This window comes from Mycolicibacter sp. MU0102 (genome assembly GCF_963378105.1).
Classification (GTDB): Bacteria; Actinomycetota; Actinomycetes; order Mycobacteriales; family Mycobacteriaceae; genus Mycobacterium; species Mycobacterium holstebronense.
Genome location: NZ_OY726398.1, coordinates 4029387 through 4054316 on the forward strand (window position 1 = coordinate 4029387; position 24930 = coordinate 4054316).

Sequence of the window (24930 nt, forward strand, 5' to 3'; positions counted from 1 at the left end):
TCAGCACTGTCATAGTTCGTCGAGAATCGGCAAGGAGCCCTTGGTTGCGGCCTCTTCTATGGAAGCGCGCAACATCGGGCACACCAGAAAGGTGCCGGGTCTCAGTATCGTCCCGCCGATCGATGTCGGTGAACACTGCTCGGCCTGGCGCCGACGCTCGTGGCAGCGGCCCGCCGAATCCCCGTTCCACTGCACACTGGTCTGTTCCCAGCTGTTCTTGCGGGCCAGTACCCGCGCACCACAGGATGCGCAAGTCACCGGCGTCATCGGCGCATCGCTCAGCCGGTTATCCGGACGCATGATCTGACGTCGTCAGACCCACCAGACGGGGCAACCGGTTGGCGGCGATGTTGTCTTCCACTTCCTTCAGCCAGGCCTCACGGGGGCGGGTGGTGTCGATCTCGAACTCGAATCGATCGACCATGTCCGGCGTGACATCGCCGGCGTTCACGTAGAACTGTTCGTACCACCGGCGCACCTGGTAGACGGGACCGTCCTCTTCGCACAGCAGGGGGTTGTCGATCCGCGCCTTGCGCCGCCAGATGGCTACGTCCTGCTCGAATCCCATTTTCACGAAGTCGCCGAGTGCGATGGCCATCTGCATCGCCGTCTCGTCGTCCAACCCGCCGGTCTTCTCGACGGTGATCCCGTACTGCAGGACAAACGAATCGGCGTCAATCGGGTAGTGACAGTTGAGCAGTACGGTGCGCTGATCACCGTGCTCGTAGTGGTAAGTGAGGTCATCGATCATGAACGAGGGGCCGTAGTAGGACGCCACCGAGGTGGTGCCAATGATCTTGGCGCCCTCCCCGGAACCGAGATCCGGCCGTGCCTCGCTCTTGTAGTACTGGGTGGCGACATGACCTTCGAATACATTCTTGAAGCTGGTGGGAAGTCCGCCGTGGATGTAGAAGAAGTGCGCCATATCGACAATGTTGTCGATGATCTCGCGGCAGTTGGTGTGGACAACCGTGCTGTACCAGTGCCAGTCGGTCCAGCTGTCCTCACCGACGCCTTCGATACGCGGGATCGTGACATCGGCGGGTGGGGCCTTCTTCTCCGGGTCGTTCCAGGCGAACAGCATGCCGTCCTGCTCCATAGTCGGCCAGGTCGCGGTGCGGGCCAGTTTGGGAACCCTTCGGCTGTAAGGAATCTTCTTGCATCGGCCGTCCCCGCCCCAGCGCCAGTCGTGGAACGGGCAGGCGATCTCGTTGCCCTTGACCTGACCGTCGGAAAGGTCGCCGCCCATGTGGCGGCAATAGGCGTCCAGGATGTTGATCTTGCCGTCCGCACCGCGAAAGACCACCAATTTGCCGCCGAATGCATTGATCGAATGCGGCTTTCCATCACCCAGGTCACGCGTCAGCCCGAGGCAATGCCAACCTCGCGCGAACCGCGTCGGCGCAGCCTGGGCCTCGATCTCTCGAACCCCTCCGAAGCAGTCTTGGTCTGACGGTGTCATCTCGGCCATCCTCGCTGTTCATCGCTTGCAGAAACTGTTGTCGTTCTAACACCGCGCGGGTCGACCAACGGGCCGGTGTTCCACTGACCGGGCGGGGCGCCGAAACTTCACCGTCGTTGGGCCCAGAATCGTCCGGTGACCGATCCGAACAACATCACAGTCGATCTCCTCGTCGTTGGCTCTGGTACCGGGATGGCGGCTGCGCTGACCGCGCACGAGGAGGGGCTGTCGACGCTGATCGTGGAGAAGACGCCATACGTCGGCGGGTCGACCGCGCGTTCGGGAGGCGCGTTCTGGATGCCGGCCAATCCGATCCTCGCGGCGGCAGGATCCGACGACACGGTTGCCGCCGGACGCACCTACCTCGACGCGGTCATCGGCGAGGCGTCAGCTCACGAACGGGCACACACGTTTCTCTACTACGGCGGATCAACGGTGCAGATGCTGCGCCGCACCACGCCGATGAAATTCCAGTGGGCCAAAGGCTATTCGGACTATCACCCCGAGAAGGCGGGGGGCAGTGCGATCGGACGCACCTGCGAATGCCGGCCATTCAACACCGCGGTGCTCGGCCCGGATCTGGCGCGACTGCGCCCGGGAGTGATGAAGTCGTCGTTCCCGATGCCGGTGACCGGCGCGGACTATCGTTGGCTCAACTTGATGGTCCGGGTGCCGCGAAAGTCATGGCCTCGCATATTGCTTCGCGCGTTCCAGGGCATTGGAGGACTGGCCCTGCGCAGGCGATATGCTGCCGGCGGCCAAGCCTTGGCAGCCGGCATGTTCGCCGGCGTGTTGCGCGCGGGAATCCCGGTGTGGACCAACTCACCAGTCACAGAACTGCGCGTCGACGACGGCCGAGTGACCGGTGCTGTGGTGAACCGAAACGGCACTGCAGTCACCGTGGTTGCCCGCCGTGGTGTCGTGCTGGCGACCGGCGGATTCGACCACCGGATGGACTGGCGGCACAAATTTCAGTCCGAGCGCCTTGACGAACATGCCAGCCTCGGTGCCGAGGGGAACGTGGGCGACGGTATTCGCCTGGCCCAGGACTCCTGCGGCGCCGACACCGCACTGATGGACCAGGCCTGGTGGTTTCCGGCCTTTGCGCCGCTGCCGGGCGGGGAGCCGACCGTGATGCTCGCCGAGCGCTCGCTGCCCGGTTGCCTGTTGGTCGACCAGAACGGTCAACGATTCGTCAACGAGGCCATCGACTACATGTCCTTTGGACAGAAGCTGATCGAGCGCGAGCGGGCCGGCAACCCGGTCGAGATCATGTGGATGATCTTCGATCAGAAATACCGCAACAGCTACCTTCTCGCCGCGGAGCTGTTTCCGCGCATACCGATCCCCGCGACGTGGTACGACGCCGGCATTGCGCACCGCGCCGACGATCTGGCGACATTGGCCCGTGCGATCGACGTTGATCCGTCGGCCTTCGGCGTCACGATGGATCGCTTCAACCGGTTGGCGCGGGCGGGTGTGGACACCGACTTCGACCGCGGCGCCAGCGCATACGACCGCTATTACGGCGACCCGACCATCGCACCGAATCCCAATCTACGTCCGGTCGATGCCGGCCCGTTCTACGCCGTGAAAGTCGTTCTCAGCGACCTGGGCACCTGCGGCGGACTTAGGACCGACGTGCGCGGACGGGTGTTGCGAGAGGACGGATCGGCGGTCGACGGGCTCTACGCGATCGGCAATAGCGCCGCCAACACCTTCGGCGCGAGTTATCCGGGCGCCGGGGCGACCATCGGCCAGGGCCTGGTGTTCGGCTACATCGCTGCGTTGCACGCGGCCGGCAAGCTCGACTGAACTGAAACTTCGATGAGTCTCGCGCACAAAGGAACTCACACATGAACAGCGCCATGTCAACGTCTCGAGAATACGACGTAGTAGTTGTCGGATTCGGTGCCGCCGGCGCCGCCGCAGCGATCGAGGCCGCCAGCTGCGGGGCACGTGTACTGGTGCTGGACCGTGGTTACGGCGGGGGCGCGACGGCGCTGTCGGGCGGAATCGTTTATGCGGGCGCGGGAACGCACGAGCAGCACGCAGGAGGTTACGAAGACTCCGTCGAAGACATGCTCGCCTACCTGCGGCAGGAAGTCGGCGACGCGGTATCCGAGGAGACTCTTGTCCGGTTCTGTGAGCAGAGCCCGGCAATGATCGAATGGCTCAAGGCGCAGGGCGTTGAGTTGCGGGGCGGAAAGGTCTCGTCGTACAAGACCTCCTACCCCACCGACGACTTCTACCTCTACTATTCCGGAAACGAAAAGGCACACCCTTATGTCCAACATGCGCGTCCGGCACCTCGCGGTCACCGCGTGCTGGCTCCCGGGATGAGTTCGGGTAAAACACTGTTCGAGCACCTGCGCCGGGCCGCGCAGGCGATCGGGGTCGACTTCATTCCCCTGGCCCGCGTTCACGACCTCATCAAAGACGAGAACGGCCGGATCGCCGGTGTGCGTTACCGTGCTCTCGATCTGGCGCATCGGAACGTACGTCAACACGCACTGTTGACCAGACTCACTGGGAAGGTGGGCAATTGGCTACCCGGGTTGGTCAAAGGGGTGGTTGCACGAACGGAACGTCTCTGGGCCGAGGGCGCAGCAGACGGTGAGGCCCGTGGACGCGCAGTGGTGCTGGCGGCGGGAGGATTCGTCTACAACCGTGCGTGGATGCAGGAGTTCGCCCCGGCCTATATGAAGATCTCGCCGCTGGGAACAGCCGGGGACGACGGCTGCGGCATCGGGCTAGGTCTGGCCGCCGGCGGCAAGACCGACAAAATGGGCAACGTCACCGCATGGCGGTTTCTCGCGCCACCGAGCGCCTTCTTAGAAGGACTGACCGTGGGTGCCGACGGACGGCGCATCATCAACGAGGACCTCTACGGCGCAACACACGGCGATGTGATGATGCGTCAATTCGGCGGCACCGGCTGGGCCATCTACGACGCCCCCACGTGGAAGAAGATCCGAGATCAGGTCAACGATCAGACCCAGCTGTTCCAGCGACTTCAATTGCTCTACCTGCGGACCATCGGGCACAAGAAGGCCCTCACCATCGAGGGCATCGCTGAGAAGAACGGCATCGACCCGAAGGGCCTGCGGCGCACGGTCGATGCCTACACCGACGGAATCATCAGCGGCGCGGGCGATCCGGCACGAAAGGATCCGGACTTGTGTCCACCCATGCAGCGAGGCCCGTTCTACTCGATCAACATCTCGGCCGACTCATCGATGTTCTATCCGATTCCAGGACTGACGTTGGGTGGCCTCGTCGTGGATGAGGCGACGGGCGAAGTGGCACACCGCGACGGCGGAGCCGTGCCGGGGTTGTACGGCGCCGGACGAAACGCCGTGGGCATCTGCTCCAACAGCTACGTGAGCGGCCTTTCGATAGCCGACTGCATCTTCAGCGGGAGACGCGCCGGCGCCCACGCGGCGCACGAGTTGGGCTTCGAACCGGCGCGTCGGGAGAACTGACGTCAGGCTTGGTCGTCTTCGGCAGCGATACGCCTTTCGACCTCGTACCAGTAGTCACGCACCGGGAATTTGGTTCCGTCCTGGCCGCTCTTGGCGAAGGTCTCCTCGACCTCGTCCAGGTCTTTGATCATCCGTAGTGCCAGCTCGCGTTCCGCCGCGTAGTACTCCTCGGACCACCGCAGCGCCAGCCTGGCGTAGGACCACGCCGGCTCCTCGCCGGCCCACCGCGCTTCGGTCGCCGCCGCGCGATGCATCTGCTCGACCTGGGCGACGTGTGCGGTGAGAACCTCCCTGAGCCGGCCCGGATTCATCAGGTGACCGAGGATGACCCGCATCAGCGGGTTGTGTTTGAGAGTGGGAGGTTCAACGGGTTCGTCGTTGGCCCACCGGGTCACCGCGGTCAGCCCCGCATCGGTGATCTTGTACATCCGCCGGCTGCGGACGCCGGCGTCAACACGCGAGGTGACCAGACCGCGCTGTTCAAGCCGCTTCAACTCCGAGTAGATCTGGCTGTACGCCGGACTGGAGTAGAAGAACCGAATGGTCCAGTTGAACCACTTCTTGATGTCGTAGCCGGAGAGCTCGTCTCCGCCCGACAGCATGCCCAACAGCGCCCAACCCGTAGGCGACACGCTCAACGCCTCAGCGGCACCGTCGGTGGACTCACTCACCGTATAAGGCTAACAACGAAAGATGTCGCCGAAACGGCACAGCTACCGCTGACCGGGAACCCGCGTTGCACAGGCGGCTACGCAGGACCGACAGTGGCAGGCGGAAAGTTCCCCCGCGCGAGGAGAGGCATGTCCGACAAAGCCACCAGAATCCCACCCGGTGACCTGCTCATTCCGCTCGCTCCCCAAATGCGTCGGGTCCTCGGGCATTTCTGTACCGGGGTCGCCGTCATCACCGCACATGACGGAGGCCGCCCCCTCGGTTTCACCTGTCAATCGGTCACGTCGGTGTCCCTGGACCCGCCCTATGTCTCGTTCTGCCCGGCCAATACCTCGAGCAGCTGGCCCTTGATCCGCAAGGTCGGGAGGCTCTGCATCAACATCCTCTCGGAGCACCAAGCCGACGTGTGCACACAGTTCGCCGTCCGCAGGAGCGACAAGTTCAGCGGAGTGACGTGGTTCCCGGGAGTCAACGGATCACCCGCATTGGAGGGCACGCTCGCTGCGATCGAAGCCGACGTGGAGTTCGAGCACGAGGCCGGCGACCACACGATTGTGATTGCACGGGTGACCGGTCTGCGAGCCCACCAGGAACGAGCGCCCCTGTTGTTCTACCGCGGCGGCTTCGGCAGCTACAGCGGCTTCGACGGCGGCCGCGATGGGTGACTTCGACTCGGTCTTCGATGTCGTCGTCGCAGGTTCTGGCGGAGGGATAGCCGGCGCCTACACCGCTGCGCGCGAAGGTCTTTCGGTGCTGCTGGTGGAGGCCACCGATCGGTTCGGCGGGACGACCGCATACTCCGGGGGCGGCGGAATGTGGTTCCCGTGCAATCCCGCGCTGAAACGCGCCGGCACCGACGACACCATCGAGGAAGCTCTCGGCTACTTCCACGCAGTCGTCGGCGACCGCACTCCTCGCGATCTCCAAGAGAGCTACGTCCGCGGCGGCGCGCGGTTCATCGAATACCTTGAGCAGGACCCGGGTTTCGAGTTCGTGGCCTTTCCCTGGCCGGACTACTACGGTGCGGTGCCCGGCGCCCGCAACGACGGCTTCCGACACACCGTCCCGGCGCCGCTCCCGGATCGAGAACTCGGCAGTTACGCCGGTTCGGTGCGCGGCCCTCTCGACACTGAACGCCTCGGTATGCCGGCCCCCGACTTGCTGATGGGCGGTCGGGCACTGGTCGGTCGATTCCTGGCCGCGCTCGACAAGTTGCCGAACGCCACCTGCTGGCGTAATGCCCCGCTCACTGAGCTGATCGTCGACGACGGCAAGGTGATGGGAGCAGTGGTCGATCACAGTGGCAAGCCGGTACGGATTCGATCCAAGCGTGGTGTCCTACTTGCCACGGGCGGGTTCGAGCAGAACGCGGCGATGCGGTCGCATTACCAGGTGCCCGGCGACGCAAAGGACACGATGGGCGCCCCGGGCAACACAGGCGGCGCCCACCGTGCCGCCATGGCGGTCGGTGCAGACGTCGATCTGATGGATCAGGCGTGGTGGTCGCCAGGGATGATCCACCCAGACGGTCGGGCGGCGTTCGCGCTGTGGTTCACCGGCGGCATCTTCGTCAACCAGGACGGCCACCGATTCGTCAACGAGTCGGCCCCCTATGATCGGCTCGGCCGGGAGGTACTGGCGCAGGTCGATTCCGGTGAGACCAGGTTGCCGTTCTGGATGATCTATGACAACCGCACGGACGGGATCCCGCCGGTCGGCGCCACCAACGTATCCATGGTCGACGCTATCGAATACCAGAAGGCGGGTTTGTGGCGCACCGCGGACACGCTCGCCGGTCTGGCCGCGGCCATCGGTGTTCCCGAGGCCAATCTGGCGGCAACCATCACACGTTTCAACCAGCAGGCCGCGGCCGGTGTGGATGACGACTTCGCACGGGGCAACGAGGCCTACGACCGGGTTTTCACCGAAGGTGCCTCGCCGTTGGTTGCGATAGATCGGCCGCCGTACCATGCGGCCGCGTTCGGCATATCAGATCTGGGCACCAAAGGCGGGTTGCGTACCGACGACCGCGCCCGGGTTTTGACCGCTGACGGCGCCACCGTGCCTGGGCTCTATGCCGCCGGAAATACGATGGCCGCGGTCAGCGGCACCACCTATCCGGGCGGGGGAAACCCGATCGGCGCTTCGCTGCTGTTCAGTCACCTCGCCGCGCTGGATATGGCCGCACGGGAGGACCGGCGGTGAACGAGCCGATCACGCCGGAAGACGCACAGCGCTCGGCCAGTGTCTTCGAACCGCTGACCCGATCACTGCGTGAACTCATCGATGTCACGATCCGCAGTCAAGTAAACGCCGCCGATGTGCGCAAGGCGCGCGCCTTGATCGACGAGGCGCGCGAACTCCTGGGAGCCCGTCTGGACTCCAACCCGTTCGGCGTGCGCTTTACAACCGACGGGCAGGCACTGCCCTGGGGCAATGTGGCGATCGGTATGCGCAACGCACTAGCACCTCCGCTGCACGTTCGGCGTGACGAGGAGGCCGGTCGAGCGACAGCCGACCTTGTGTTGGGTGCGGCATACGAGGGTCCGCCGGGACAGGTGCACGGCGGTATGTGCGCGCTGATCCTCGACCATCTGCTCGGAGCCACCGCCCACCGACGCGACGAGCCCGCCTTCACCGGAACCCTGACTCTTCGCTACGTGGCCCCCACTCCCCTGGGCCGGCTGCGGGCGGAATCCTGGGTGGAACGCGAGGATGGCGGAAAGACTTTCGCTGCCGGTCATCTCCTGGATGAAAAGGGGCGTATCACCGTCCAGGCCGAGGGGATCTTCATCAGGCCGAAGCGACCGGCATGAACAGTCGGGGCGGACCTCACACCGGGTCCAGCGCCGAAATCAACCACCGCGAGTCGACCTTGGCCAGACTGACCACCACACTGCTGGCGGTGAGCGCTGGTTCGCGACGTTCGCGGCTGACGGTTTCCTGATTGAGGAACACCAGCACCTTCGCGTCGTTCGGCCGGATCTCGATCAGTCCCGCATTCACCACCTGCGCGGCGGCCTGGATTCCCTTGGTCCGCACGGCCGGAGCGACAACGTCGTCACTGAATTTGCCGTAGTAGGTCAAGAAATCGCCGGCCATCAGAGCCCGGGCCCGCTCCAGGTCCTGGCCCAGGGTCTCGGGCGAATACGACAGCAATGCCACCGTCGCCGATGATGCGGCACGCACTGCGTCATCGGCGGCCACGGCGTCAGACTGGCGGGCCGGGCGATAGGCGGTCCCGTACACAACCAGGGCCAGCACCGCAGCCACCGTCAGCACAGCGCCGAGGAAAAGCTGCTTGCGGTGTTCGCTGAGCGCTGCCTTGGTCCGTTCGATCCAACCGGGAGCGGTGTCGGCGGTTTCGCCGTGAGAACGCGTCGATTCATCGGCTGATTCCGGAACTGTACCGGCGTCGTCAGCGATCTCGGGGGCTTGATCGACGGTCATGGCACGAACTCCACTTTCGACATCTTGATCTGATCGCCTTCTCGCTGCAGATCCACAGTGAGGCGCCACCGTCGCGGAGCTTCGTCGGCTCCAGCCGCGTTGGTCACGGTGGACGAGGCGGACACCAGGACAACAGCGGACTCCGAGGTCATCGACTCCACCGCCGCCGCAGTCGCCGTTGCCTTGGTGGTCACCTTCGCATCCTTGGCGACTCTGCTGAAGTCGTCGGCGGCGCCCAGGAATTCATCCCGGAACGGCCCCGTCGAGTTGTCCACGATTCGTTGCACACTGCCTTGCGGATCATTGAAATCGATCGACATCAGGGTGATCACCGCTTGACGCGCCGCCGCGACGAACTCGGCGCGGTTTCGCTCTTGCGCCCGCACGTTCCGTTGCTCTCGAAGCATCAGTCCACTCGCGGCGAGCAGCGCAACCGCGCACAACACGATCGCCGCCGTAGCCAGTTGCCCCCACCGCAAACCAGAAAACCGTTCCCGGGTGCGTGGGCCCTCCGACACAACGGGGTCGAGCGCATCGGCATCGGCATCGGCATCGGCATCGGCATCGGCATCGGCATCGGGACACGCTAGGACATCGCAGTCGGAGTCCCCGTCGGCGTTGCGCCCTTGCTCCCGCAGGCGGATGGCTCGAGCCCGCGCTTGGGCCGCCACCGCCTCGGCCTCGGCGGCCTCAGCCTCTGCCCGCTGCACGAGTTCGCCGACGTCCTCGGGCACGTCAACTGCTGCGTGCCGCGTAGCAGGCGTCACCTGATCCGACATCTCCTCGGTTTTCGACATAGCGCCCACCGGTTTCCCTTCATCGCCGGGTCGGACCGACAACGGCCGACGTCGGCACCCTAAAGCTGGCCCGCGGCGTTATCGGGGCGGCTTCCCATCCAGTGGGCCGTATCAAAACAGGCACGGACCCCCCGCGACGATCGATCACCAATGACGCAACGCGCACAGCGCGCCCTTCGGGCCGTCGGCGGTGGCAACCACAGCCCCGTCCACCTTCAGCTCACATCGAAACCCAGGTTCTCCCGGCACACGGCCACTGCTGGCCGTCACCATCGCCCACCTCTGCGGATCCACCAGCGTGGCGTGCAACACCCACGGCGTTCCAGGCCCCACGTCTACCCGCACTTTGGGGCTGAATTGGTAGGGGTTGTGACTGTAGTCGGCCCACGTCGGCGGATCGGTGTCCCGATAGTAGATGTCTGCGGTCACCGGAGATTCGGCGCTCACGATATAGACGACTTCATGCAGAGCAGGCGGATCCGCGTGCGCCGGTACAACGAGGGAGCCCGCGGCGGTGAGCACTGCCGCGAGCGCGGTCCTAGCCATCACCGCGACTCCAACGCGGAGCACCGTTTTTCGACTGGCAGCTGAGAAACAGTCCGTCAGGGGCCTGGGCCACCCAGTTCTCGTATCCCGCACAGCTTGAGTCCAGTTCCTTGACTCCCGCCATCGACGGGGAGCGGAAGTACCGCGGTTCGTAGCGTCGCGGCGACCCGCAGAACACCAGCCTCTCCGGCAGGATCGAAGGCCCGGCGACGGCAGTCCCGAAGACGTAATGGGCAGTGTCGTGACACGGCTGCCCCAGAACCACACCCGTGGCCAGGCCCGGCACACACGACGGATCGTCACAGGAGACCGGGTCCGCCCCCGCCGGGGCCGCGATCGTCAAGGCCGCAGCCAATACCGCCGCAGCCAATACCGCTCTTCGCCGCATGCTTGGGGACTCTGTCAGTCGGCTGCGGCTCTGCAACGTTGATGGTCCACTCAGCGGACATCTCGCCTCGCTGCCGACTGGGGGCGGTGTTTACTTCGGACGCTGCAGTCTCCGTGCCCTAGACCACTCCGAGGAGCATGCCATGCCACGTAGGCCCGCAATCGCGGTCGCCGTCGCTGCGGTGGCACTGGGAACGACGACTTCCGGTGTTGCGCAAGCCGATCATCCCGACTGGGGCCTCAACGGCACCTACACCGCCACCTCCAACGGCGAGTGGGCGCGAAAGAACGAGATCTTCTACGACCAGGCCAGCCGCCGCAGCGTCTGGACGATCAACACCATCTGCAGCTACCCCGGCGAGTGCGCCGGAACGGTGCGCAGCGACGAGAACTGGACCGCACCGATCTACCAGAAGAGCTCGGTCTGGTACGTCAAACGCCCCATCGACAACTGGGTCCCCTGCCCGGACGGCAGCGCCGCGCCGGGGCTGCAGACCTTTCGGTTCAAGGCGATGACCCCCGAAGGCGCGAATGCGGACCCGACATCGACGACACTGGTCGGCGAAGACACCACCACCGGACCCAGTGGCGCCTGCGGGGCGAGCAAGCCGGTCTACATCAATATGCCCTTCAAGCTCAGCAAGATCGGTTGATCCCACAGATCTGCTGAGCCGCTGCGTCGCTCGCATCCGGGCAACGCCTCACTTCGGCAGCATGTCCTGCCAGTGCTGCGCGGCCGGGCGCACCAGATCGGACTGGGTATACACCTTGCCGTCTGGCGCCGCATACTGTCCGGTCCGCGGGTTGTAGGTGGCGAACGCTACCGCAGGCCCGGTTGTGCCAGCCCCGTAGCCACTCGGCGCGACGGGAGCGGAGCCTTTGGCGGGTGCCGGTTGCGCCGCCGGCGCCGGCCCGGCCTCCGCACCGCCGGGCGAAGGTCCTTCGGCGGGGCCGAATATCTGGTCCCCGAAGGTGATCCGGTCATCCGGGGGAATACCCTGGGCGATCAAGGCGGGGTCGATCGGGTACGGGCCTGTGACATGCTGGCGCATCGCCAGCGGCTCGAAAGGCTGGTCGCTCTCGCAGATCTCGACGGTCGGAGCCCGTTTCCCGGGCTGGGCCATGCATGGGAAGTTCCGTGCACCGCGCACCCCGATGGCCGAGTCCTGCGGAAGTTTGCAGTACAGCCCGTCCGGCGTATCGACGTCGGACAGGTCCGCGGGCGAACGCCACGACGATGGCGGCAGGAAACCCACCGTGCATGCGGGCGGGTCGCCGAGCGTAAGGCTGAACTCCGAAATCGCCATGCCTGTCGGGTTGTTCAGCGACGAACCGTAGGACTGGGTGGCGGCCAGATAAGGCGGCAGCAACACGAGCAGCTGCTCCATCGATCGATGGTAGACGAGTCCGATCTGGCCGATGGTGGTCAGATTTGCCAGCAACACCGGCAGTGTCGGTTTGATCTGGGTGAGCAGACGCGAGGCTTCGTCAGCAGCCCCCGATCCGGTGCGAAGAATGGTCTGCACCTGCGCATCACGAGTTGCCACCTGTTCGGTGATCCCGGCGAGGCTGCGCGACCAGGTCCGGATCGCGTCCGCACTCTCGGCTTGGCCGTCCAGCAACTGCTCGCTGTCGTCGATCAGCGTCCGGGTGCTGTCGGCGACTCCGTCGAGCCGAGAAGCCAGATCACTCGACGACTCGAACAGCGCGCCGAGATCATTCCCGGTTCCGTTGAGCGCCTTGAAGGATTCGTCGAGCACGACGCTGAGCTTGCCGGAGGGAATGCTGCTCACCAACTCGCTCATCTGGTCGAGCATGGGGCCGACAGGTTTTGGCAGCGACACGTCGTCGGCACTGATGGTGGAGCCGCTCATGAGATACGGCCCGGTATCGGTGCGCGGTTGCAGATCCACGTACTGCTCTCCCACCGCGGACACGCTGCGCACGTTAGCCTGCAGGTCTGCGGGGATCCGCGGCGAAGCCTTCAACGACATCGACACTTCGGCGCCAGCACGGGTGGGTCGGATGTCGGTGACCTTGCCGACCTCCACACCGCGATAGGTCACGTTGGAGAACTTGTAGAGACCTCCGGTGGCGGGCATCTGCAGCTTCACCGAGATTCGCCCGATACCGAGCAGAACTGGAGCCTGCATGTAGACGAAGACCATCGAGCCGACACCGATGACGGAAGCGATCGCAAAGATGATCAATTGGTTACGGACGAAACGGGTGAGCATCAACTGCCGCCTTGCGCCGGTGGTGACGGGGGTTGGCCGTCGGGTGGACCTATATCAGTTGCAGTCAGCGGAGGCAGGGTCGCCACCTCGGTGGGGGGCGGACCCAGCGGGGCCTTCAGCGGATCCCGCGTGTAGGTGGAGTACCAGGGGTCGCCGGGTGCGGGCACGAATGAAGCGCCCGGCTCGCCCCACCTGGTCCCGAGCAGTATTCCGCTCTTCAGGCGCGGAATGGTGAAGTCGAACACGATGAATTGGTTCATGTAATCGCCGCGGATGCCGCGGTCGATGAACTCCTGCGTGTACGGGTAGGTAGGCAGGTAGGAAAGCGCGGTGGTCAGATCCGGTCCTACGTCTGCGAGCGCGCGCACAGTCGGCTCAAGATTCTCCAGGTTGCGGACGATATCGGCCTGTGAGTCAGCGATGAGTCGATTCGCCGTCGCGCTCAGGTCACCCAGCTTGTTCAGGGCGGTGACCAGTTGCGGCCGTTGCCTGTTCAGAACGTCAAGGGCCGCAGGAATTCGATCCAGGGCAGCGGTCAGCACGTCTCGCTGACCCGCGAACGTCTCGGCCATCCGGTTCAGCGAGGTGATCGTCGCAACGATGTTGTCACGCTGGTCGTCCAGCAGTGTCACCACGGTGTTCATTCGGGTGAGCAGATCGCGGATCTGAACTTGGCGTCCGTCGAGAGCCGCGTTGAAGTTGTGGACGATGTCGCCGATCCGGGTGAGGCCGCCACCGTTGACCACCACCGACAGGGACGAGAGTGTCTGCTCCGTCGAGGGGTATGTCGAGGACTTGGACAGCGCAATGGTCGCACCCGGCCGCAACCTCCCAGTGGGCGCCTCGCCCAGGGGCGGATCCAAGGCTAGGTGCATCGAGCCCAGCAGGCTGGTCTGGCCCACGGCGGCCACCGCGTTGGCAGGAATTACTACGTCGGGCCGGACCGAGATCTCGACGTCGGCGCGCCAGTTGTCGACGGTCATCTTGCGAATCGCTCCGACAACCACGTCACTGACCATGACGGGCGAATTCGATTCCAAGGTACCGATATTGGCGATCTGGACACGGTAAGTCACCGCGTCAACACCGGTTCCCACCGTACCGGGCAGCGGTAACGAGTTGAGCCCGTCGAAAGAACACCCCGAGCTGAGCAGAGCTGCGCAACCCACCACAGCGGCCATTCGCCGGATCGACTTCTCCCTCGTCACGGCGCGCCTCCCGGGCCCGATAGGCCGGCCCCGCCGGGCAGCAACAGCTCGGTCAGATCCGATGCGGCCGGCACCGGTGGCGGCGGTGCCGGCACCCCGGGGGGAACGGGAGCACCGGGGTACAGAGCCGGGTGCCGATGCGCGGGCAATCCTTCTGGCGCATACATCCCGGCACGCTGCGAGGGGTCGGTCCACCCGGGTGGAGGCGGCACGTCGCCGGCCCCGGTGTAGGCCGAGACCGCCGGCGGTATCTCCTGCGAACCCGGACCGGTCCCCCCTCCCCCGGGCGCCAGTGCGGGATCGGAATAGATCACGTTCTTCGGCGACGGCCCCAGATAGGCGTTGAACGGCAGGGGAAGATAGTTGAAGTTCATCAGGCGCAGCGCGGGTCCCAAGTACTGGGCGCAGGCCTTGCCCGAGGCTTCGGCGGTGGCATTCTCCACCGCTGCGATCGCCGAGCAGATGGTCGCGACGGGGTTCGCGAAGTTATTCATCGCGAACGATCCTCGGGGGCCGCCGGTGTCCGGATTGTAGATGTTATAGCCGTTGACCAGGGCGTTCGGCGCCGCGTGCAGGACGTTCTTGACCACCATGCCGTTGTCGGAGAGCACCTGAGTCACATTCGCCAAACGCTGGATCTGTTCAGCGGTCTGCTCACGGGAGCCGGCGATGAATCGCTGAATCTTGCCGACGACGCCCGCCAGCTCGTTGATGGCCGAGTCGAGGTCGGAGCGGCTGCCGTCGACAACGCTGGTAACATCGGCGAGACGGCCCTGAAACTCCACGATCTGGGTGTTGCTGTCGCGCAGCGCAGTCACGAATGTCTGGAGATTCTGGATAACTGCGACGATGTCGCCGCTGCCCTTTCCGAGAACCCGGCCGACATCCGCCAATTGGGTGATGGTCTCCCGCAGCTTCTCGCCGTTTCCCGCCATGGCGTCGGCGGTGGTATCGATGAAGCGCCCCAGCGAGGTGTTCGATACCCCGCTCGACGGTCCCAGGTCGGAGGCAAGACGAGTGAGCTGCTCTTTGATCTCGTCCCATTCGACCGGAACCGCAGTTCGATCCTCGCCGATCTCGGCCCGGTCGCCCATGGTGGCCCCACTGGCCTGCGGGCTCGATTCGTAGGCGGGCGTCAGTTGCACGTAGCGAGCCGACACCAGGTTGGGCGCCACGATGATGGCTTTCGCATCTGCGGGAATGGGCACGCCGCGATCCACCTTGAGCACGATCCTGGCGCGGGTGCCCAACGGCTCGATGGATTCGATGGTCCCCACCCGCACGCCGACCACCCGGACTTCGTCACCGGGATAGATGGCTGTTGCCGATCTGAAGTAGGCGACGATCGTCTTGGGGCCCCAAAGCTGCTGATAGCCCACGACCACAACCGCGGTGGCTATCAGCAGCGCAACACCGATGACCAGGAGCTTCTTGCCCCGATGGCCGGGATTCATGCCGTGCTTCATCGCGACCCTCCTGGAATTCCGTTGTAGGGGAAGGGGAACTCGGCACGCGGTCCCGCGTTGTCGCGGGGTTGTCCGGCATTGACACCGCGGCGGAATCCGAGTGCGTAGTCGAGGAACGGTTGGATCGCCGGGCCGGGCAGCAGGTTGGATGCAAACCCGTAGTAGTAGAACCCGTTGTTGACGGCCTCACCTTGAGTCAGCTGGTACTTCGCCAAGCCCTTGAGCGACTTCTCTAGATTGTCGCGGTTGCGTTCGAGCATCTTTGCGACGCTGTTTAGCTGCGCGAGCGTAGGCGCCAGTTCTTGTTCGTTGTCGTCGACGAGCCCGGAAAGCTGTTGTGCCACTGCGGAGGTGTTGGCAAGGAGATCGACGATCGCGTGGCGCCGGTCCTGAAGCACACCGAGCAGGTCATCGGCGTTGAGGATCAGCTGATTCACCTGCGCACTGCGTTCGGACAGGACCCCGGTGACCTTGGCGGCAGACGCCAGCAGGTTGCTCAACGATTCGTTGCGATTGTTCAGCGACCTGGACAATCGACTCACCCCATCGAAGGTGGGCGCCAGTTGCGGCGCCAGCCGTTCGATGGTGGTCGACAACGTGTCCAGGGATTGGTTGATGGTCGCGGTGTCGGTCGCGGCCGTGTTCGACGTGAATTCCCCGAGCGCGTCTGTCAGCGAGTACGGCGAGGATGTTCGAGCCAACGGGATGACGCCGCGGGCACCGATACTGCCGCTACCTCGCGGTTCGATGACCAGAACCCGTTCACCGAGCAGAGTTCCGATTCCGATGTGCGCTGTGGTGTCCTTGCCCAGCCGTACCTTGCTGTCGGCGGCGAAGCTCACCAACGCCTTCCCGTGATCGAGTGCGACGCCGGACACCGTGCCGACGGTGACACCCGACACTTTGACGTTGTTACCGGCGGACAGTCCACCCGCTTCGGCGAACAGCGCCTGGTATCTGATAGAGGTCGCCATCGCCAAGATCTGCTTGGGTTGCAACCCGACCATGATGATCAGCGCGATCAGCACCAGACCGACCAACCCCAAACGGAAAAGCGATGATTCGCGGTACTTCAGCATCAGGGTTCACCACACCTTCCGGTGTTCTGGATAACCCACGGGAAGTGAGCCGTGCGACCCTGCAGATCGGTTACCCGAAGGGAGACACCGCAGATGTAGAGGTTCAGCCAGCTACCGTACGAGCCGAGGCGTACCAGTTTGCGGTAGTTCTGCGGTGTCTTCTGCAGCAGCAGGTCGAGTCTTGCCAGATCGGTTTCGTTCGCCACCAACGGGGCCAGCCGGGTCAGCTGATCCACCGTCGCCGACAGCGGCGGGCGTGCCTGAGTCAGTAGTCCCGCCAAGGAGGCGGTCCCGTTGTCGAGCGCGGTGATCGCCTTGCCGATCGGATCGCGTTCTGCCGCAAGGCCGGTCACCAAGCGCTCCAGACCGTCGACCGCGCCGGAGAACTTCTTACCGTCCTTGGCCAGCACCCCCAACGTTTCATTGAGGTTTTCGATGAGCTGCTCCACGGTGTGTCCGTTGTCGGCCAGCGCGTTGGTGAACGACGACGTTCTGGTGAACAGCGACTCCAGGTCACCGCCCTGCCCCTGAAGAACCTGGATCAACGAGCTGGTCAGCGCATTGACATCGTCCGGGTTGAGGCCCTGGACGACCGGTTTGAGGCCTCCGAGCAGCAGGTCGAGATTGAGCGCCGGCTCGGTTTGGTCGACTCCGAAACGTGATCCCGGCGGCCGGATTCTCGTCGATCCGGGGTCGTCGATGAGCTCCAGGTAGCGGTCACCGACCAGATTCAGGTAGCGCACCGCGACTTTAGTGCTCTCGGTCAGCCTGACATTGTTGTCGGCGTCGAAGGCCACCACCACGGTGTTGTCGGGCTGCAACGCGATCTTGCGCACGGTGCCGACTCGAATGCCGGCGACACGGACGGAGTTTCCCGTCTTGAGGCTCGAAACATCTTGGAAAACGGCCGAGTACGGACTGGTGGAACCCGACCGGTATTGGCTGAAGATCGCGAACAGCACCGCGGTGAGCATCACCATCGTCAGACCGAACGCACCGAACTTGGCGGCGGTCTTTCGCAGGCCGCTCATCCGGGCTGACCGATCTGTCCGCTGTTTCGTGGTGGACCGTCGATCGGCCCGTAGAGCAGCTGCTTGAGTCCGTCGGAGTTCAGCAGAATTCCCTCATTGCCGTACTGCGCCGGGTTGGCATTGACATCGGTGATCACAAACGGCGGATGCTTCTGGAACCCGACTTTGGGCAGATCCGTGCACTGTGGTCCGCCCCTGGCCGCGACCTTGGGCAGGTTCTGCGGATACCGGTAACGCTCTTGACCCAGAACCACGGTCTGCAGGAGCAGGCCGCCGGGGACTGGCGTGCCCGGTGCTTTGGCCAGCTCGACCGCGCCGCCGAGTCCGCAGTTCAACGCATCGTGGTACTGGTTGGTGAGGTCTGTCGTCGGGCCGAGCAGTGCCATGACATCGGTGACCGCCTGGCGGTTGGTGCCCACGACGTCATTTCCTGTGTCGGCCAGGCCGATCAGACTGATCAACAGCGTGTCGAGACTGTGTTGTTCGCTGACCAGCGTCTGGCTCATTCGGGTCGTCGCGGCGGCAGTGCTGGTCAGGTGAGGCGCTGCGTCGGCGTAGGCGCTGACCACCTCGGGCGCGACGCTGAGCTGACGCTCCATGGCGGGCAGGCTGGGATCGATTCGTGCCAGGAACGCGTCGAGGTCGGTCATCATCTGACCGATCCGATCGCCGCGGCCGTCCAAGGCGGTGGCCAAGGCGCCCAGCGTCTCGTTGAGCTTCGTGGGCTCGATCTTCTGCAACACCGACGACAGTCGCTCGAAGACCGAATTGATCTCGACGGTGACGTGCTCGACATCCAGCACCTGACCGATCCGCAGGGAGCGTGCCGACGGATCCTCAGGCGGCACCATGTCGACGAATTTCGAACCGAACACGGTGGACGAGGCGATGCCGACGCGGACGTTTTCCGGGATGACGTCCATATACGCAGGGTTCATGGCGAGATGCAGTGCGGCGCGACCGTCCGGCAGCGCCTCTATCGACCGCACCGAACCGACTTGCGCGCCATGCAGTTTTACTTTTGCGCCCGAGTCCATGACCAGTCCCGCACGTTGCGACAACACCGTGACGGGCACAGTCTTGGTGAAGCTGCCCCGAAAGCATCCCAGGCCCAGCGCGACGGTGGCCACGGCCACCGATACCGTGGCCAGCCCCAGGAGGGTGCGTCGCGCCTTCGAAGTCGTTGCCATCTGAATTGTGCCCGCCTCTAGCCCGACAAGTTGAAGTTGCCGTTGGATCCGTAGACGGCCAGTGACACCAACAACGTCACCGAGATCACGACCACGAGTGAGGTTCGCACGGCTGTGCCCACCGCGACCCCCACTCCGGAAGGACCGCCGGCGGCGAAGTAGCCGAAGTAGGTGTGTACGAGCAGGACCGCGATAGCCATCAGGATCGCCTGCAGAAACGACCACAGCAGATCTATCGGGTTGAGAAAGGTTGCGAAGTAGTGGTTGTACAGGCCGGCCGACTGTCCGAACATCACCACGGTTGTCAGCTTGCTGGCAACGAAGGACAAGATCACTGCAATCGAGTAGAGCGGCGCGATGGCAACCATTCCCGCCACAATCCGGGTGCTCACAAGGTATTCGACGGCACGGATACCCATGGTCTCCAACGCGTCGATCTCTTCATTGATCCGCATGGCACCAAGTTGGGCCGTCACACCCGCTCCGAACGTGGCCGCCAGACCGATCCCAGCGACGACCGGCGCCGAAATCCGGACGTTGATGAATGCGGCCAGGAAGCCGGTCAAGGCTTCGATGCCGATGTCACCAAGTGAGCTGTAGCCCTGTACCGCCAGTGTACCGCCGGCGGCGAGGGTGAGAAACCCGACGATGACGACGGTTCCACCGATCATCGCCAATGTCCCTGCCCCCATGCTGATCTCAGCGATGAGGCGTATCACTTCACGCCGATAGCTTGAAGCCGCATGCGGGACACCGCCCAAAGCGCGGCCGTAGAAGGCGGTGTGATCACCGATGCGGCCAATGGTTTCGATCGGTCTGTTCAGTTCCCGCGCCAATTGCGGATGAAGCGCACGCAAGCTAACCATTCGGTGCCCCGGCTAGCCCGATGTCATCTGGATGCCGATGGCGGTGACCACCACATTCACCACGAACAGAGCCATGAATGCGTAGACGACGGTCTCGTTGACCGCGTTCCCCACCGCCTTAGCGCCACCTCCGCTGATCGTCAGGCCGCGGTAGCAGGCCACGACGCCTGCGATCAGGCCGAACAGCGCCGCCTTCACGCACGAGATGATGACTTCGGGAACCCCGGTGAGCAGCGTGATGCCAGCGGCGAAGGCGCCGGGATTAACGCCCTGGATGAAGATCGAAAAGGTGTAGCCCCCGAGGATCCCGATGATGACCACGAGGCTGTTGAGCAGCAGCGCGACAATCCCCGATGCGAGCATCCGGGGAGTCACCAGCCGCTGAACCGGGTTGATGCCCAGCACCTCCATGGCGTCGATCTCTTCACGGATGGTGCGCGACCCCAGATCAGCACACATCGCGGTGGCGCCGGCGCCGGCCACGATAAGCACGGTCACCATCGGGCCAACCTGCGTGACCGCGCCAAACGCCGCCCCGGCCCCCGAAAGGTCCGCTGCTCCCAACTCCCGCAGCAGGATGTTCAGGGTGAAGCTGACCAGCACGGTGAACGGGATGGCGACCAGCACGGTGGGCATCAGCGACACCCTGGCCACAAACCAAGACTGCTCGAGAAGTTCCCTTCCCTGGAAGGGCCTACGGAACAGGAACTTGACCGCGTCGGACGACATGGCCAGTAGCCCACCGACTGCCTGCATGGTTCCGACTCCACCGGATCCGAGCACTCGTAGTCCGGAGGACCAGCGGTCTTGGGCACCGTTGACCATGTACCGCAAACCCTTCGCTGGTGGTTCGACCGAACCATGTCACCGGCTCGCCCGCTCGGCGGCCACAGACACCGTGACAGCCGCAGGTGTTCTGCGACACACTTTGTCCCACCTACCGGGAAGCGCCGCGGCGCGGGCGTGCAGCGGGCGAGAACGTACCTGCTGTCCCCACGCATAGCGGTCCACCACAACGACAGGAGGTCGCCTGTGTCACTGCCCACCGATCCGTCTGCCGGTTTCGCACGCTACGTCGACCGCCGGGTACTGGTCACCGGTGCGGGATCCGGCATAGGCCAGGCCTGCGTTCTGCGGATTCTCGCCGAGGGCGGCCGCGTGGTCGCTGCCGACATCAGTGCCGACGGGCTGGGCGACACGGTCACCAAAGCCGGCGAGTTCGCGGGCGGCTTGTCGACGGTGGCGATGGACATCGGTGACGAGGAGTCGGTCCGCGCGGGCGTATCCCAGGCCGTCGAGGTGCTGGGCGGCCTGGACACCCTCGTCAACGCCGCCGGAATCCTGCGGTCCGCGCACTTGACCCAGACCACCCTGGCCGACTTCGAGCAGGTGATTCGCATCAACCTCGTCGGCACCTTCCTGGTCACCCGGGAAGCCATCGCAGCACTGCACGAAGGTCGAGGGCCATCGGTGGTGAACTTCAGCTCCACGTCTGCACATTTCGCTCACCCCTATATGGCCGCCTACGCGGCCTCCAAGGGCGGTGTGCTGTCCATGACTCACGCCTGGGCGATGGAGTTCGCACGGGCCGGCATCAGGTTCAATTCGGTTCAACCCGGCTCGATCGCGTCGGGGATGACCGATGGATCGGGGGCATCGCGACAGAGCATCGGCCCCGGATTGCCTGACGACGTGGATTTCGGCCTGTTCGCCAAGGTCGCACCGATGCTGCCGCTTGAGGGTGGCGCGATCTTCGCCAACCCGGATGCGGTGGCGGGCGTGGTGGCCATGCTGGGCAGCGACGACGCATACTTCATCACCGGGACCGAGGTCCGGATCGATGGCGGCTCCCACATGTAGGGACAGCGATGCCAGCCTGCTGCGATACATGGAGGACAGAATGAAGGTCACCGGTCTGCTGTGCGCACTTTCGGCGTTGGGAACCGCCGGAGTGTTCGCCGCCCCACCAAGCTATTCCGAGCCGTTCTTCGCGAACTACCAACTCGTGCTGCCGGACCGCCAGGACTTTCACTCCTGGACGTGGGCGGTATCGCACTGCGTGCCGGCGGCGGATAGCTGCGCGCACATCCAGGCGATCCCCATGCCCGTAGCCAAAGCTTTCGAATACTCCGGCGAGGCCCAGCTTGCTGACGGTCGCTACACGCTGACCCTCGATGTCCCTGACGGATTACGTTGCGGCAACATCTACTACGGACCCACCATCCCAACGCGTGACGACTACTCCTGGGACGCGACCACACTGCAAGGGACTTTGACATCAGCGTTTGCGGTCGGCTGCGGCGGGACGCCGGGCGGAGTTCTCACCTACCCGTTTGCACTGGTTCGCCTCTGAACCACCTGGAAGTCAGCTGCCAACTGCATCGCTTGCACAGAGATCTGCGAGACGTCACGACCGCGCTATCAGGACGTCGACGGCGCCCGAAACGACCTCATCCGCAGCAGGTAGCGAGGCACCCCCGAGATACCGAGACTGCGTGGCCAGTCATCGCTGCGGAAGTAGGCGTCCGTGCCCCCATCGACGAAGATGACGCTGCCGCAAAGGAAGTCGGCGGCATCCGAAAGCATGAACAGCATCCAGTCGGCCAACAGTGCGGGATTCCCGTAGCCGCCGACCGGCACTGGGAACGACTGAACAGCTTTGGCCTGCTGCGGTATCGCCAACAACTCATCGAGCAATGGAGTCTGGATCGCGCCGGGCGCCAGCACGTTGAGCCGGATACCGGCCACGGCCCACGCCGGAGTCACCGCGTGCCGGCGTGCCCAGCGGGTCACCGCGATCTTCGATGCCCCGTAGGCCATCGACGGCGCCGCGGGGCCCAGCAGCTTGACTGTTCGCACCGCCCGCGCCGTCTTGCCGGCCAGCAGGGCGCGCACCGCGCGACGTGGAACAGCGGGGATGGTGGTCGACGAATTGCTGCCGATCACCACCACTTTGGCGCGCTCAGCGGCGGCCAGCGCCGGTCGCCACGCCTCCAACAGGTCCACCACCCCGCGGAAGTTCACCTCGAAGATGGTCCGGGGCATGCTCGGTCCCGGCTTCGGGCCCAGCCCCGCCGCCAGGACGGCGCCATCGAGGCGGCCCCCACACTGGGCCAGCACCTGCTCGGCGGCAGCGGAGCGTCCGGTCGGGCCGGACAGGTCCGCGACGACGTCGGCGTCGCGCAGATCGACCCCGATCACGGTGTGGCCGGCCGCCCGCAACTTGTCCGCCGCCTGGCGTCCCATACCGGATGCCGACCCGGTCACCGCGTAAACACCCACGACACGTCCTCCTCAATCCGTTGCGCTTCGTCATACAGGCTTACAGGGCATGGGGGACACCATGCACATCGGATTCATCGGACTCGGGAACATGGGCAGCGGCATGGCCGCCAATCTGCTCAAGGCGGGTCATGCCGTCACCGCCTACAACCGGTCACCGGCCAAGGTGGCCGCCCTGGCACAGCAGGGCGCCACGCCGGCACGCACGGTGGCCGACACCTGCCGCGGCGACGTGGTGCAGACGATGCTGGCCGACGACGAGGCCGTCGAGAACGTCGCGTTCGGCCCGGACGGGATTGTGGCGTCGTTGCCACCGGGCGGGACCCACATCTCGTCGAGCACCATCAGCGTGGCGCTCGCCCAACGGCTCACCGCCGCGCACGCGGAAGCAGGGCAGTCCTATATCGCCGCACCCGTCTTCGGCCGGCCTGACGCCGCCGCTGCGGCAAAGCTTTTCGTGATCGCGGCGGGCGCGCCGGCGGCGCTGAATCTGGTGTCGCCGCTTTTCGACGCGATCGGACAGCGCACCTTTGTGGTGTCCGAGCAGCCGTACACCGCCAACCTGGTGAAGCTGTCCGGCAACTTTCTGCTCGCCACCGTCATCGAGTCGCTCGGTGAGGCCATCGCGCTGGTGGAGAAGGCCGGGGTGGACCCGGCGGGCTACGTCGACATCCTCACCTCGACGCTGTTCAACGCTCCGGCGTATGCGACCTACGGCGACCTGATCGCCCGCAAGAGCTTCGAGCCGGCCGGTTTCGCCGCCACCCTCGGGCTCAAGGACGTCCGCTTGGCGTTGCAGGCCGCCGAGGAGCTGACCGTGCCGCTGCCGCTGGGCAGCCTGCTGCGCGACCGTTTCCTGGCGCTGCTGGCCAACGGCGGCGGACAGCTGGACTGGTCGGCGATCACCACCCTGGCCGGACGCGACGCAGGGCTCTAACGGCCGCTAGCCTTCGACCACTCCGCGCAGCCCGTCGGCCCCGAACGCCGGCTCCAGCATCGAGGAGAAGTCTGGGCCGCGGCGCAGCATCTGCCCGCCGTCGACGTTGATGACCTGACCGGTGATGTAGCCGGCCGCGTCACTGAGCAGGAACAGCGCCAGGTTGGCGACGTCCTCGACTTCGCCGGGCCGCGGCAGCGGCGTCGAGACGCGGTAGTCCTCGCTGAGTGCGGGCGAGTCCAGGATCGGGGCGACCAGCTCGGTACGGGTCAGGCCCGGGCGGATGCTGTTGACCCGCACCCAGGAGGCGCCCAGCTCGTCGGCGGCCAGCTGCATCATGTGGTCCAGTGCCGACTTGGTGGGCCCGTAGGCGCCGAACCAGCGGTGGGTGTTGCTGGCCGCGATCGAGGAGATCCCGACGAATGAGCCCCCGCCGCCCCGCACCAGCGCCCGACCGGCGTGCTTGAGCACATACAGGGTGCCGTTGACGTTGAGGTCGACGGTGCGCCGCCACAGCTCCGAGTCGATCTGGGTGATCGGCCCGATGGTCAGCGACCCGCCGGCGCAGTGCACCACGCCGTGTAGCCGGCCGTTCTTGGCCACGGCGGCATCGACGGCGGCGATCACGCTGTCCTCGTCGGTGACGTCGGTCGGCAGGTGACGGACGGTGTCGCCCAGCTCGGCAGCCACCTTCGCCAATCGATCGGCGTCTCGCCCAACGATCAGGACATCGGCCCCGGCGGCCGCCAGCGCGGCGGCCACGGCCTTGCCGATGCCGCTGCCACCGCCGGTGACCAGGTAGCTGCGGTCTTCAAAGGAAAGCTGCACACCGACC

General features: G+C 65.0%; 26 protein-coding genes. 9 read left to right on the top strand and 17 right to left on the bottom strand.

Annotated elements, in window-relative coordinates; genetic code table 11:
* Positions 1 to 9: 9 nt before the first annotated feature.
* Together RCP37_RS19045 and RCP37_RS19050 are read right to left on the bottom strand one after the other, a co-directional pair.
* Positions 10 to 303, bottom strand: a complete 294-nt coding sequence (locus RCP37_RS19045; RefSeq protein ID WP_308487153.1) for a ferredoxin — start codon at positions 301 to 303, stop codon at positions 10 to 12.
* Positions 287 to 1471, bottom strand: a complete 1185-nt coding sequence (locus tag RCP37_RS19050) for a 3-ketosteroid-9-alpha-monooxygenase, oxygenase component (protein ID WP_308484532.1) — start codon at positions 1469 to 1471, stop codon at positions 287 to 289. Before RCP37_RS19050 ends, RCP37_RS19045 begins: the two co-directional genes overlap by 17 nt.
* A gap of 126 nt (positions 1472 to 1597) precedes the next feature.
* Between RCP37_RS19050 and RCP37_RS19055 the strand changes: the two genes are divergently transcribed.
* Together RCP37_RS19055 and RCP37_RS19060 are read left to right on the top strand one after the other, a co-directional pair.
* Complete coding sequence (locus tag RCP37_RS19055; RefSeq protein ID WP_308484533.1) at positions 1598 to 3277, top strand: 3-ketosteroid-delta-1-dehydrogenase; 1680 nt, start codon at positions 1598 to 1600, stop codon at positions 3275 to 3277.
* Between the two features lie 53 nt (positions 3278 to 3330).
* Complete coding sequence (locus RCP37_RS19060; RefSeq protein ID WP_308487154.1) at positions 3331 to 4947, top strand: FAD-binding protein; 1617 nt, start codon at positions 3331 to 3333, stop codon at positions 4945 to 4947.
* Between the two features lie 2 nt (positions 4948 to 4949).
* Here RCP37_RS19060 and RCP37_RS19065 read toward each other — a convergent pair whose 3' ends face one another.
* Positions 4950 to 5618 (bottom strand): PadR family transcriptional regulator, encoded by a 669-nt coding sequence (locus RCP37_RS19065; RefSeq protein ID WP_308484534.1) that lies wholly within the window; start codon positions 5616 to 5618, stop codon positions 4950 to 4952.
* Between the two features lie 129 nt (positions 5619 to 5747).
* On the opposite strand from RCP37_RS19065, the gene RCP37_RS19070 reads away from it, so the two are divergent.
* Genes RCP37_RS19070 through RCP37_RS19080 form a run of 3 tightly spaced genes read left to right on the top strand, consistent with a single transcriptional unit; the run spans position 5748 to position 8435 of the window.
* Entirely contained in the window at positions 5748 to 6284 is a 537-nt protein-coding gene (locus tag RCP37_RS19070; RefSeq protein ID WP_308484535.1) for a flavin reductase family protein, read from the top strand.
* Entirely contained in the window at positions 6277 to 7824 is a 1548-nt protein-coding gene (locus tag RCP37_RS19075; RefSeq protein WP_308484536.1) for an FAD-binding protein, read from the top strand. The genes RCP37_RS19070 and RCP37_RS19075 overlap by 8 nt, the downstream gene beginning before the upstream one ends.
* A complete protein-coding gene (locus RCP37_RS19080; protein ID WP_308484537.1) occupies positions 7821 to 8435 on the top strand; it encodes a PaaI family thioesterase in 615 nt (204 codons plus the stop codon). Before RCP37_RS19075 ends, RCP37_RS19080 begins: the two co-directional genes overlap by 4 nt.
* A gap of 16 nt (positions 8436 to 8451) precedes the next feature.
* Here RCP37_RS19080 and RCP37_RS19085 read toward each other — a convergent pair whose 3' ends face one another.
* The 4 genes from RCP37_RS19085 to RCP37_RS19100 all read right to left on the bottom strand — a co-directional run bounded on the left by RCP37_RS19085 (position 8452) and on the right by RCP37_RS19100 (position 10800).
* Complete coding sequence (locus tag RCP37_RS19085) at positions 8452 to 9069, bottom strand: hypothetical protein (RefSeq protein WP_308484538.1); 618 nt, start codon at positions 9067 to 9069, stop codon at positions 8452 to 8454.
* On the bottom strand, positions 9066 to 9866 hold the full coding sequence (locus RCP37_RS19090; protein WP_308484539.1) for an Rv1363c family protein: 801 nt from the start codon (positions 9864 to 9866) through the stop codon (positions 9066 to 9068). The genes RCP37_RS19085 and RCP37_RS19090 overlap by 4 nt, the downstream gene beginning before the upstream one ends.
* A 144-nt stretch (positions 9867 to 10010) precedes the next feature.
* The gene (locus tag RCP37_RS19095; RefSeq protein WP_308484540.1) at positions 10011 to 10412 is read right to left on the bottom strand and encodes an Rv2576c family protein; all 402 of its coding nucleotides are present in this window, start codon (positions 10410 to 10412) and stop codon (positions 10011 to 10013) included.
* Positions 10405 to 10800 (bottom strand): hypothetical protein, encoded by a 396-nt coding sequence (locus RCP37_RS19100; RefSeq protein WP_308484541.1) that lies wholly within the window; start codon positions 10798 to 10800, stop codon positions 10405 to 10407. Before RCP37_RS19100 ends, RCP37_RS19095 begins: the two co-directional genes overlap by 8 nt.
* A gap of 142 nt (positions 10801 to 10942) precedes the next feature.
* On the opposite strand from RCP37_RS19100, the gene RCP37_RS19105 reads away from it, so the two are divergent.
* Positions 10943 to 11452, top strand: coding sequence for an Rv2253/PknI dimerization domain-containing protein (locus RCP37_RS19105; protein ID WP_308484542.1), 510 nt, complete (start codon positions 10943 to 10945; stop codon positions 11450 to 11452).
* Positions 11453 to 11500: 48 nt separating this feature from the next.
* On the opposite strand, the gene RCP37_RS19110 is transcribed toward RCP37_RS19105, so the two are convergent.
* Genes RCP37_RS19110 through RCP37_RS19145 form a run of 8 tightly spaced genes read right to left on the bottom strand, consistent with a single transcriptional unit; the run spans position 11501 to position 20701 of the window.
* Positions 11501 to 13036 carry an MCE family protein gene (locus RCP37_RS19110; RefSeq protein ID WP_308484543.1) on the bottom strand — a complete coding sequence of 512 codons (1536 nt, stop codon included), beginning with the start codon at positions 13034 to 13036 and terminating at the stop codon, positions 11501 to 11503.
* Positions 13036 to 14244, bottom strand: a complete 1209-nt coding sequence (locus RCP37_RS19115) for an MCE family protein (protein ID WP_373693056.1) — start codon at positions 14242 to 14244, stop codon at positions 13036 to 13038. The genes RCP37_RS19110 and RCP37_RS19115 overlap by 1 nt, the downstream gene beginning before the upstream one ends.
* The gene (locus tag RCP37_RS19120) at positions 14241 to 15710 is read right to left on the bottom strand and encodes an MCE family protein (protein ID WP_308484544.1); all 1470 of its coding nucleotides are present in this window, start codon (positions 15708 to 15710) and stop codon (positions 14241 to 14243) included. Before RCP37_RS19120 ends, RCP37_RS19115 begins: the two co-directional genes overlap by 4 nt.
* The gene (locus RCP37_RS19125) at positions 15707 to 16789 is read right to left on the bottom strand and encodes an MCE family protein (RefSeq protein ID WP_308484545.1); all 1083 of its coding nucleotides are present in this window, start codon (positions 16787 to 16789) and stop codon (positions 15707 to 15709) included. The genes RCP37_RS19120 and RCP37_RS19125 overlap by 4 nt, the downstream gene beginning before the upstream one ends.
* Positions 16789 to 17820, bottom strand: a complete 1032-nt coding sequence (locus RCP37_RS19130) for an MCE family protein (protein WP_308484546.1) — start codon at positions 17818 to 17820, stop codon at positions 16789 to 16791. Before RCP37_RS19130 ends, RCP37_RS19125 begins: the two co-directional genes overlap by 1 nt.
* Positions 17817 to 19010 carry an MCE family protein gene (locus RCP37_RS19135; RefSeq protein WP_308484547.1) on the bottom strand — a complete coding sequence of 398 codons (1194 nt, stop codon included), beginning with the start codon at positions 19008 to 19010 and terminating at the stop codon, positions 17817 to 17819. Before RCP37_RS19135 ends, RCP37_RS19130 begins: the two co-directional genes overlap by 4 nt.
* Before the next feature lie 17 nt (positions 19011 to 19027).
* Positions 19028 to 19876: an MlaE family ABC transporter permease gene (locus RCP37_RS19140; protein ID WP_308484548.1), complete on the bottom strand. Its 849-nt coding sequence runs from the start codon at positions 19874 to 19876 to the stop codon at positions 19028 to 19030.
* 12 nt (positions 19877 to 19888) lie between these two features.
* Positions 19889 to 20701, bottom strand: coding sequence for an MlaE family ABC transporter permease (locus RCP37_RS19145; protein ID WP_308484549.1), 813 nt, complete (start codon positions 20699 to 20701; stop codon positions 19889 to 19891).
* Between the two features lie 207 nt (positions 20702 to 20908).
* Between RCP37_RS19145 and RCP37_RS19150 the strand changes: the two genes are divergently transcribed.
* On the top strand, positions 20909 to 21736 hold the full coding sequence (locus RCP37_RS19150; RefSeq protein ID WP_308484550.1) for an SDR family NAD(P)-dependent oxidoreductase: 828 nt from the start codon (positions 20909 to 20911) through the stop codon (positions 21734 to 21736).
* 40 nt (positions 21737 to 21776) lie between these two features.
* Positions 21777 to 22229 (top strand): hypothetical protein, encoded by a 453-nt coding sequence (locus RCP37_RS19155; protein WP_308484551.1) that lies wholly within the window; start codon positions 21777 to 21779, stop codon positions 22227 to 22229.
* Positions 22230 to 22297: 68 nt separating this feature from the next.
* Here the strand turns inward: RCP37_RS19155 and RCP37_RS19160 are convergent, their stop codons facing one another.
* A complete protein-coding gene (locus RCP37_RS19160) occupies positions 22298 to 23158 on the bottom strand; it encodes an SDR family oxidoreductase (protein WP_308484552.1) in 861 nt (286 codons plus the stop codon).
* A gap of 61 nt (positions 23159 to 23219) precedes the next feature.
* Between RCP37_RS19160 and RCP37_RS19165 the strand changes: the two genes are divergently transcribed.
* Positions 23220 to 24095, top strand: coding sequence for an NAD(P)-dependent oxidoreductase (locus RCP37_RS19165; RefSeq protein WP_308487156.1), 876 nt, complete (start codon positions 23220 to 23222; stop codon positions 24093 to 24095).
* Between the two features lie 6 nt (positions 24096 to 24101).
* Here the strand turns inward: RCP37_RS19165 and RCP37_RS19170 are convergent, their stop codons facing one another.
* Complete coding sequence (locus RCP37_RS19170) at positions 24102 to 24923, bottom strand: SDR family oxidoreductase (RefSeq protein WP_308484553.1); 822 nt, start codon at positions 24921 to 24923, stop codon at positions 24102 to 24104.
* Positions 24924 to 24930 lie beyond the last annotated feature (7 nt).

What these genes read in the sequence shown, in the direction of transcription:
- RCP37_RS19120 (WP_308484544.1), bottom strand. Translation starts at nt 15,710, where the DNA reads ATGAAGCACGGCATGAATCCCGGCCATCGGGGCAAGAAGCTCCTGGTC.
- RCP37_RS19060 (WP_308487154.1), top strand. Translation starts at nt 3,331, where the DNA reads ATGTCAACGTCTCGAGAATACGACGTAGTAGTTGTCGGATTCGGTGCC.
- RCP37_RS19165 (WP_308487156.1), top strand. Translation starts at nt 23,220, where the DNA reads ATGCACATCGGATTCATCGGACTCGGGAACATGGGCAGCGGCATGGCC.
- RCP37_RS19145 (WP_308484549.1), bottom strand. Translation starts at nt 20,701, where the DNA reads ATGGTCAACGGTGCCCAAGACCGCTGGTCCTCCGGACTACGAGTGCTC.
- RCP37_RS19090 (WP_308484539.1), bottom strand. Translation starts at nt 9,866, where the DNA reads ATGTCGAAAACCGAGGAGATGTCGGATCAGGTGACGCCTGCTACGCGG.
- RCP37_RS19110 (WP_308484543.1), bottom strand. Translation starts at nt 13,036, where the DNA reads ATGCTCACCCGTTTCGTCCGTAACCAATTGATCATCTTTGCGATCGCT.
- RCP37_RS19095 (WP_308484540.1), bottom strand. Translation starts at nt 10,412, where the DNA reads ATGGCTAGGACCGCGCTCGCGGCAGTGCTCACCGCCGCGGGCTCCCTC.
- RCP37_RS19140 (WP_308484548.1), bottom strand. Translation starts at nt 19,876, where the DNA reads ATGGTTAGCTTGCGTGCGCTTCATCCGCAATTGGCGCGGGAACTGAAC.
- RCP37_RS19130 (WP_308484546.1), bottom strand. Translation starts at nt 17,820, where the DNA reads ATGAGCGGCCTGCGAAAGACCGCCGCCAAGTTCGGTGCGTTCGGTCTG.
- RCP37_RS19135 (WP_308484547.1), bottom strand. Translation starts at nt 19,010, where the DNA reads ATGGCAACGACTTCGAAGGCGCGACGCACCCTCCTGGGGCTGGCCACG.
- RCP37_RS19085 (WP_308484538.1), bottom strand. Translation starts at nt 9,069, where the DNA reads ATGACCGTCGATCAAGCCCCCGAGATCGCTGACGACGCCGGTACAGTT.
- RCP37_RS19125 (WP_308484545.1), bottom strand. Translation starts at nt 16,789, where the DNA reads ATGCTGAAGTACCGCGAATCATCGCTTTTCCGTTTGGGGTTGGTCGGT.
- RCP37_RS19100 (WP_308484541.1), bottom strand. Translation starts at nt 10,800, where the DNA reads ATGCGGCGAAGAGCGGTATTGGCTGCGGCGGTATTGGCTGCGGCCTTG.
- RCP37_RS19050 (WP_308484532.1), bottom strand. Translation starts at nt 1,471, where the DNA reads ATGGCCGAGATGACACCGTCAGACCAAGACTGCTTCGGAGGGGTTCGA.
- RCP37_RS19070 (WP_308484535.1), top strand. Translation starts at nt 5,748, where the DNA reads ATGTCCGACAAAGCCACCAGAATCCCACCCGGTGACCTGCTCATTCCG.
- RCP37_RS19155 (WP_308484551.1), top strand. Translation starts at nt 21,777, where the DNA reads ATGAAGGTCACCGGTCTGCTGTGCGCACTTTCGGCGTTGGGAACCGCC.
- RCP37_RS19075 (WP_308484536.1), top strand. Translation starts at nt 6,277, where the DNA reads ATGGGTGACTTCGACTCGGTCTTCGATGTCGTCGTCGCAGGTTCTGGC.
- RCP37_RS19105 (WP_308484542.1), top strand. Translation starts at nt 10,943, where the DNA reads ATGCCACGTAGGCCCGCAATCGCGGTCGCCGTCGCTGCGGTGGCACTG.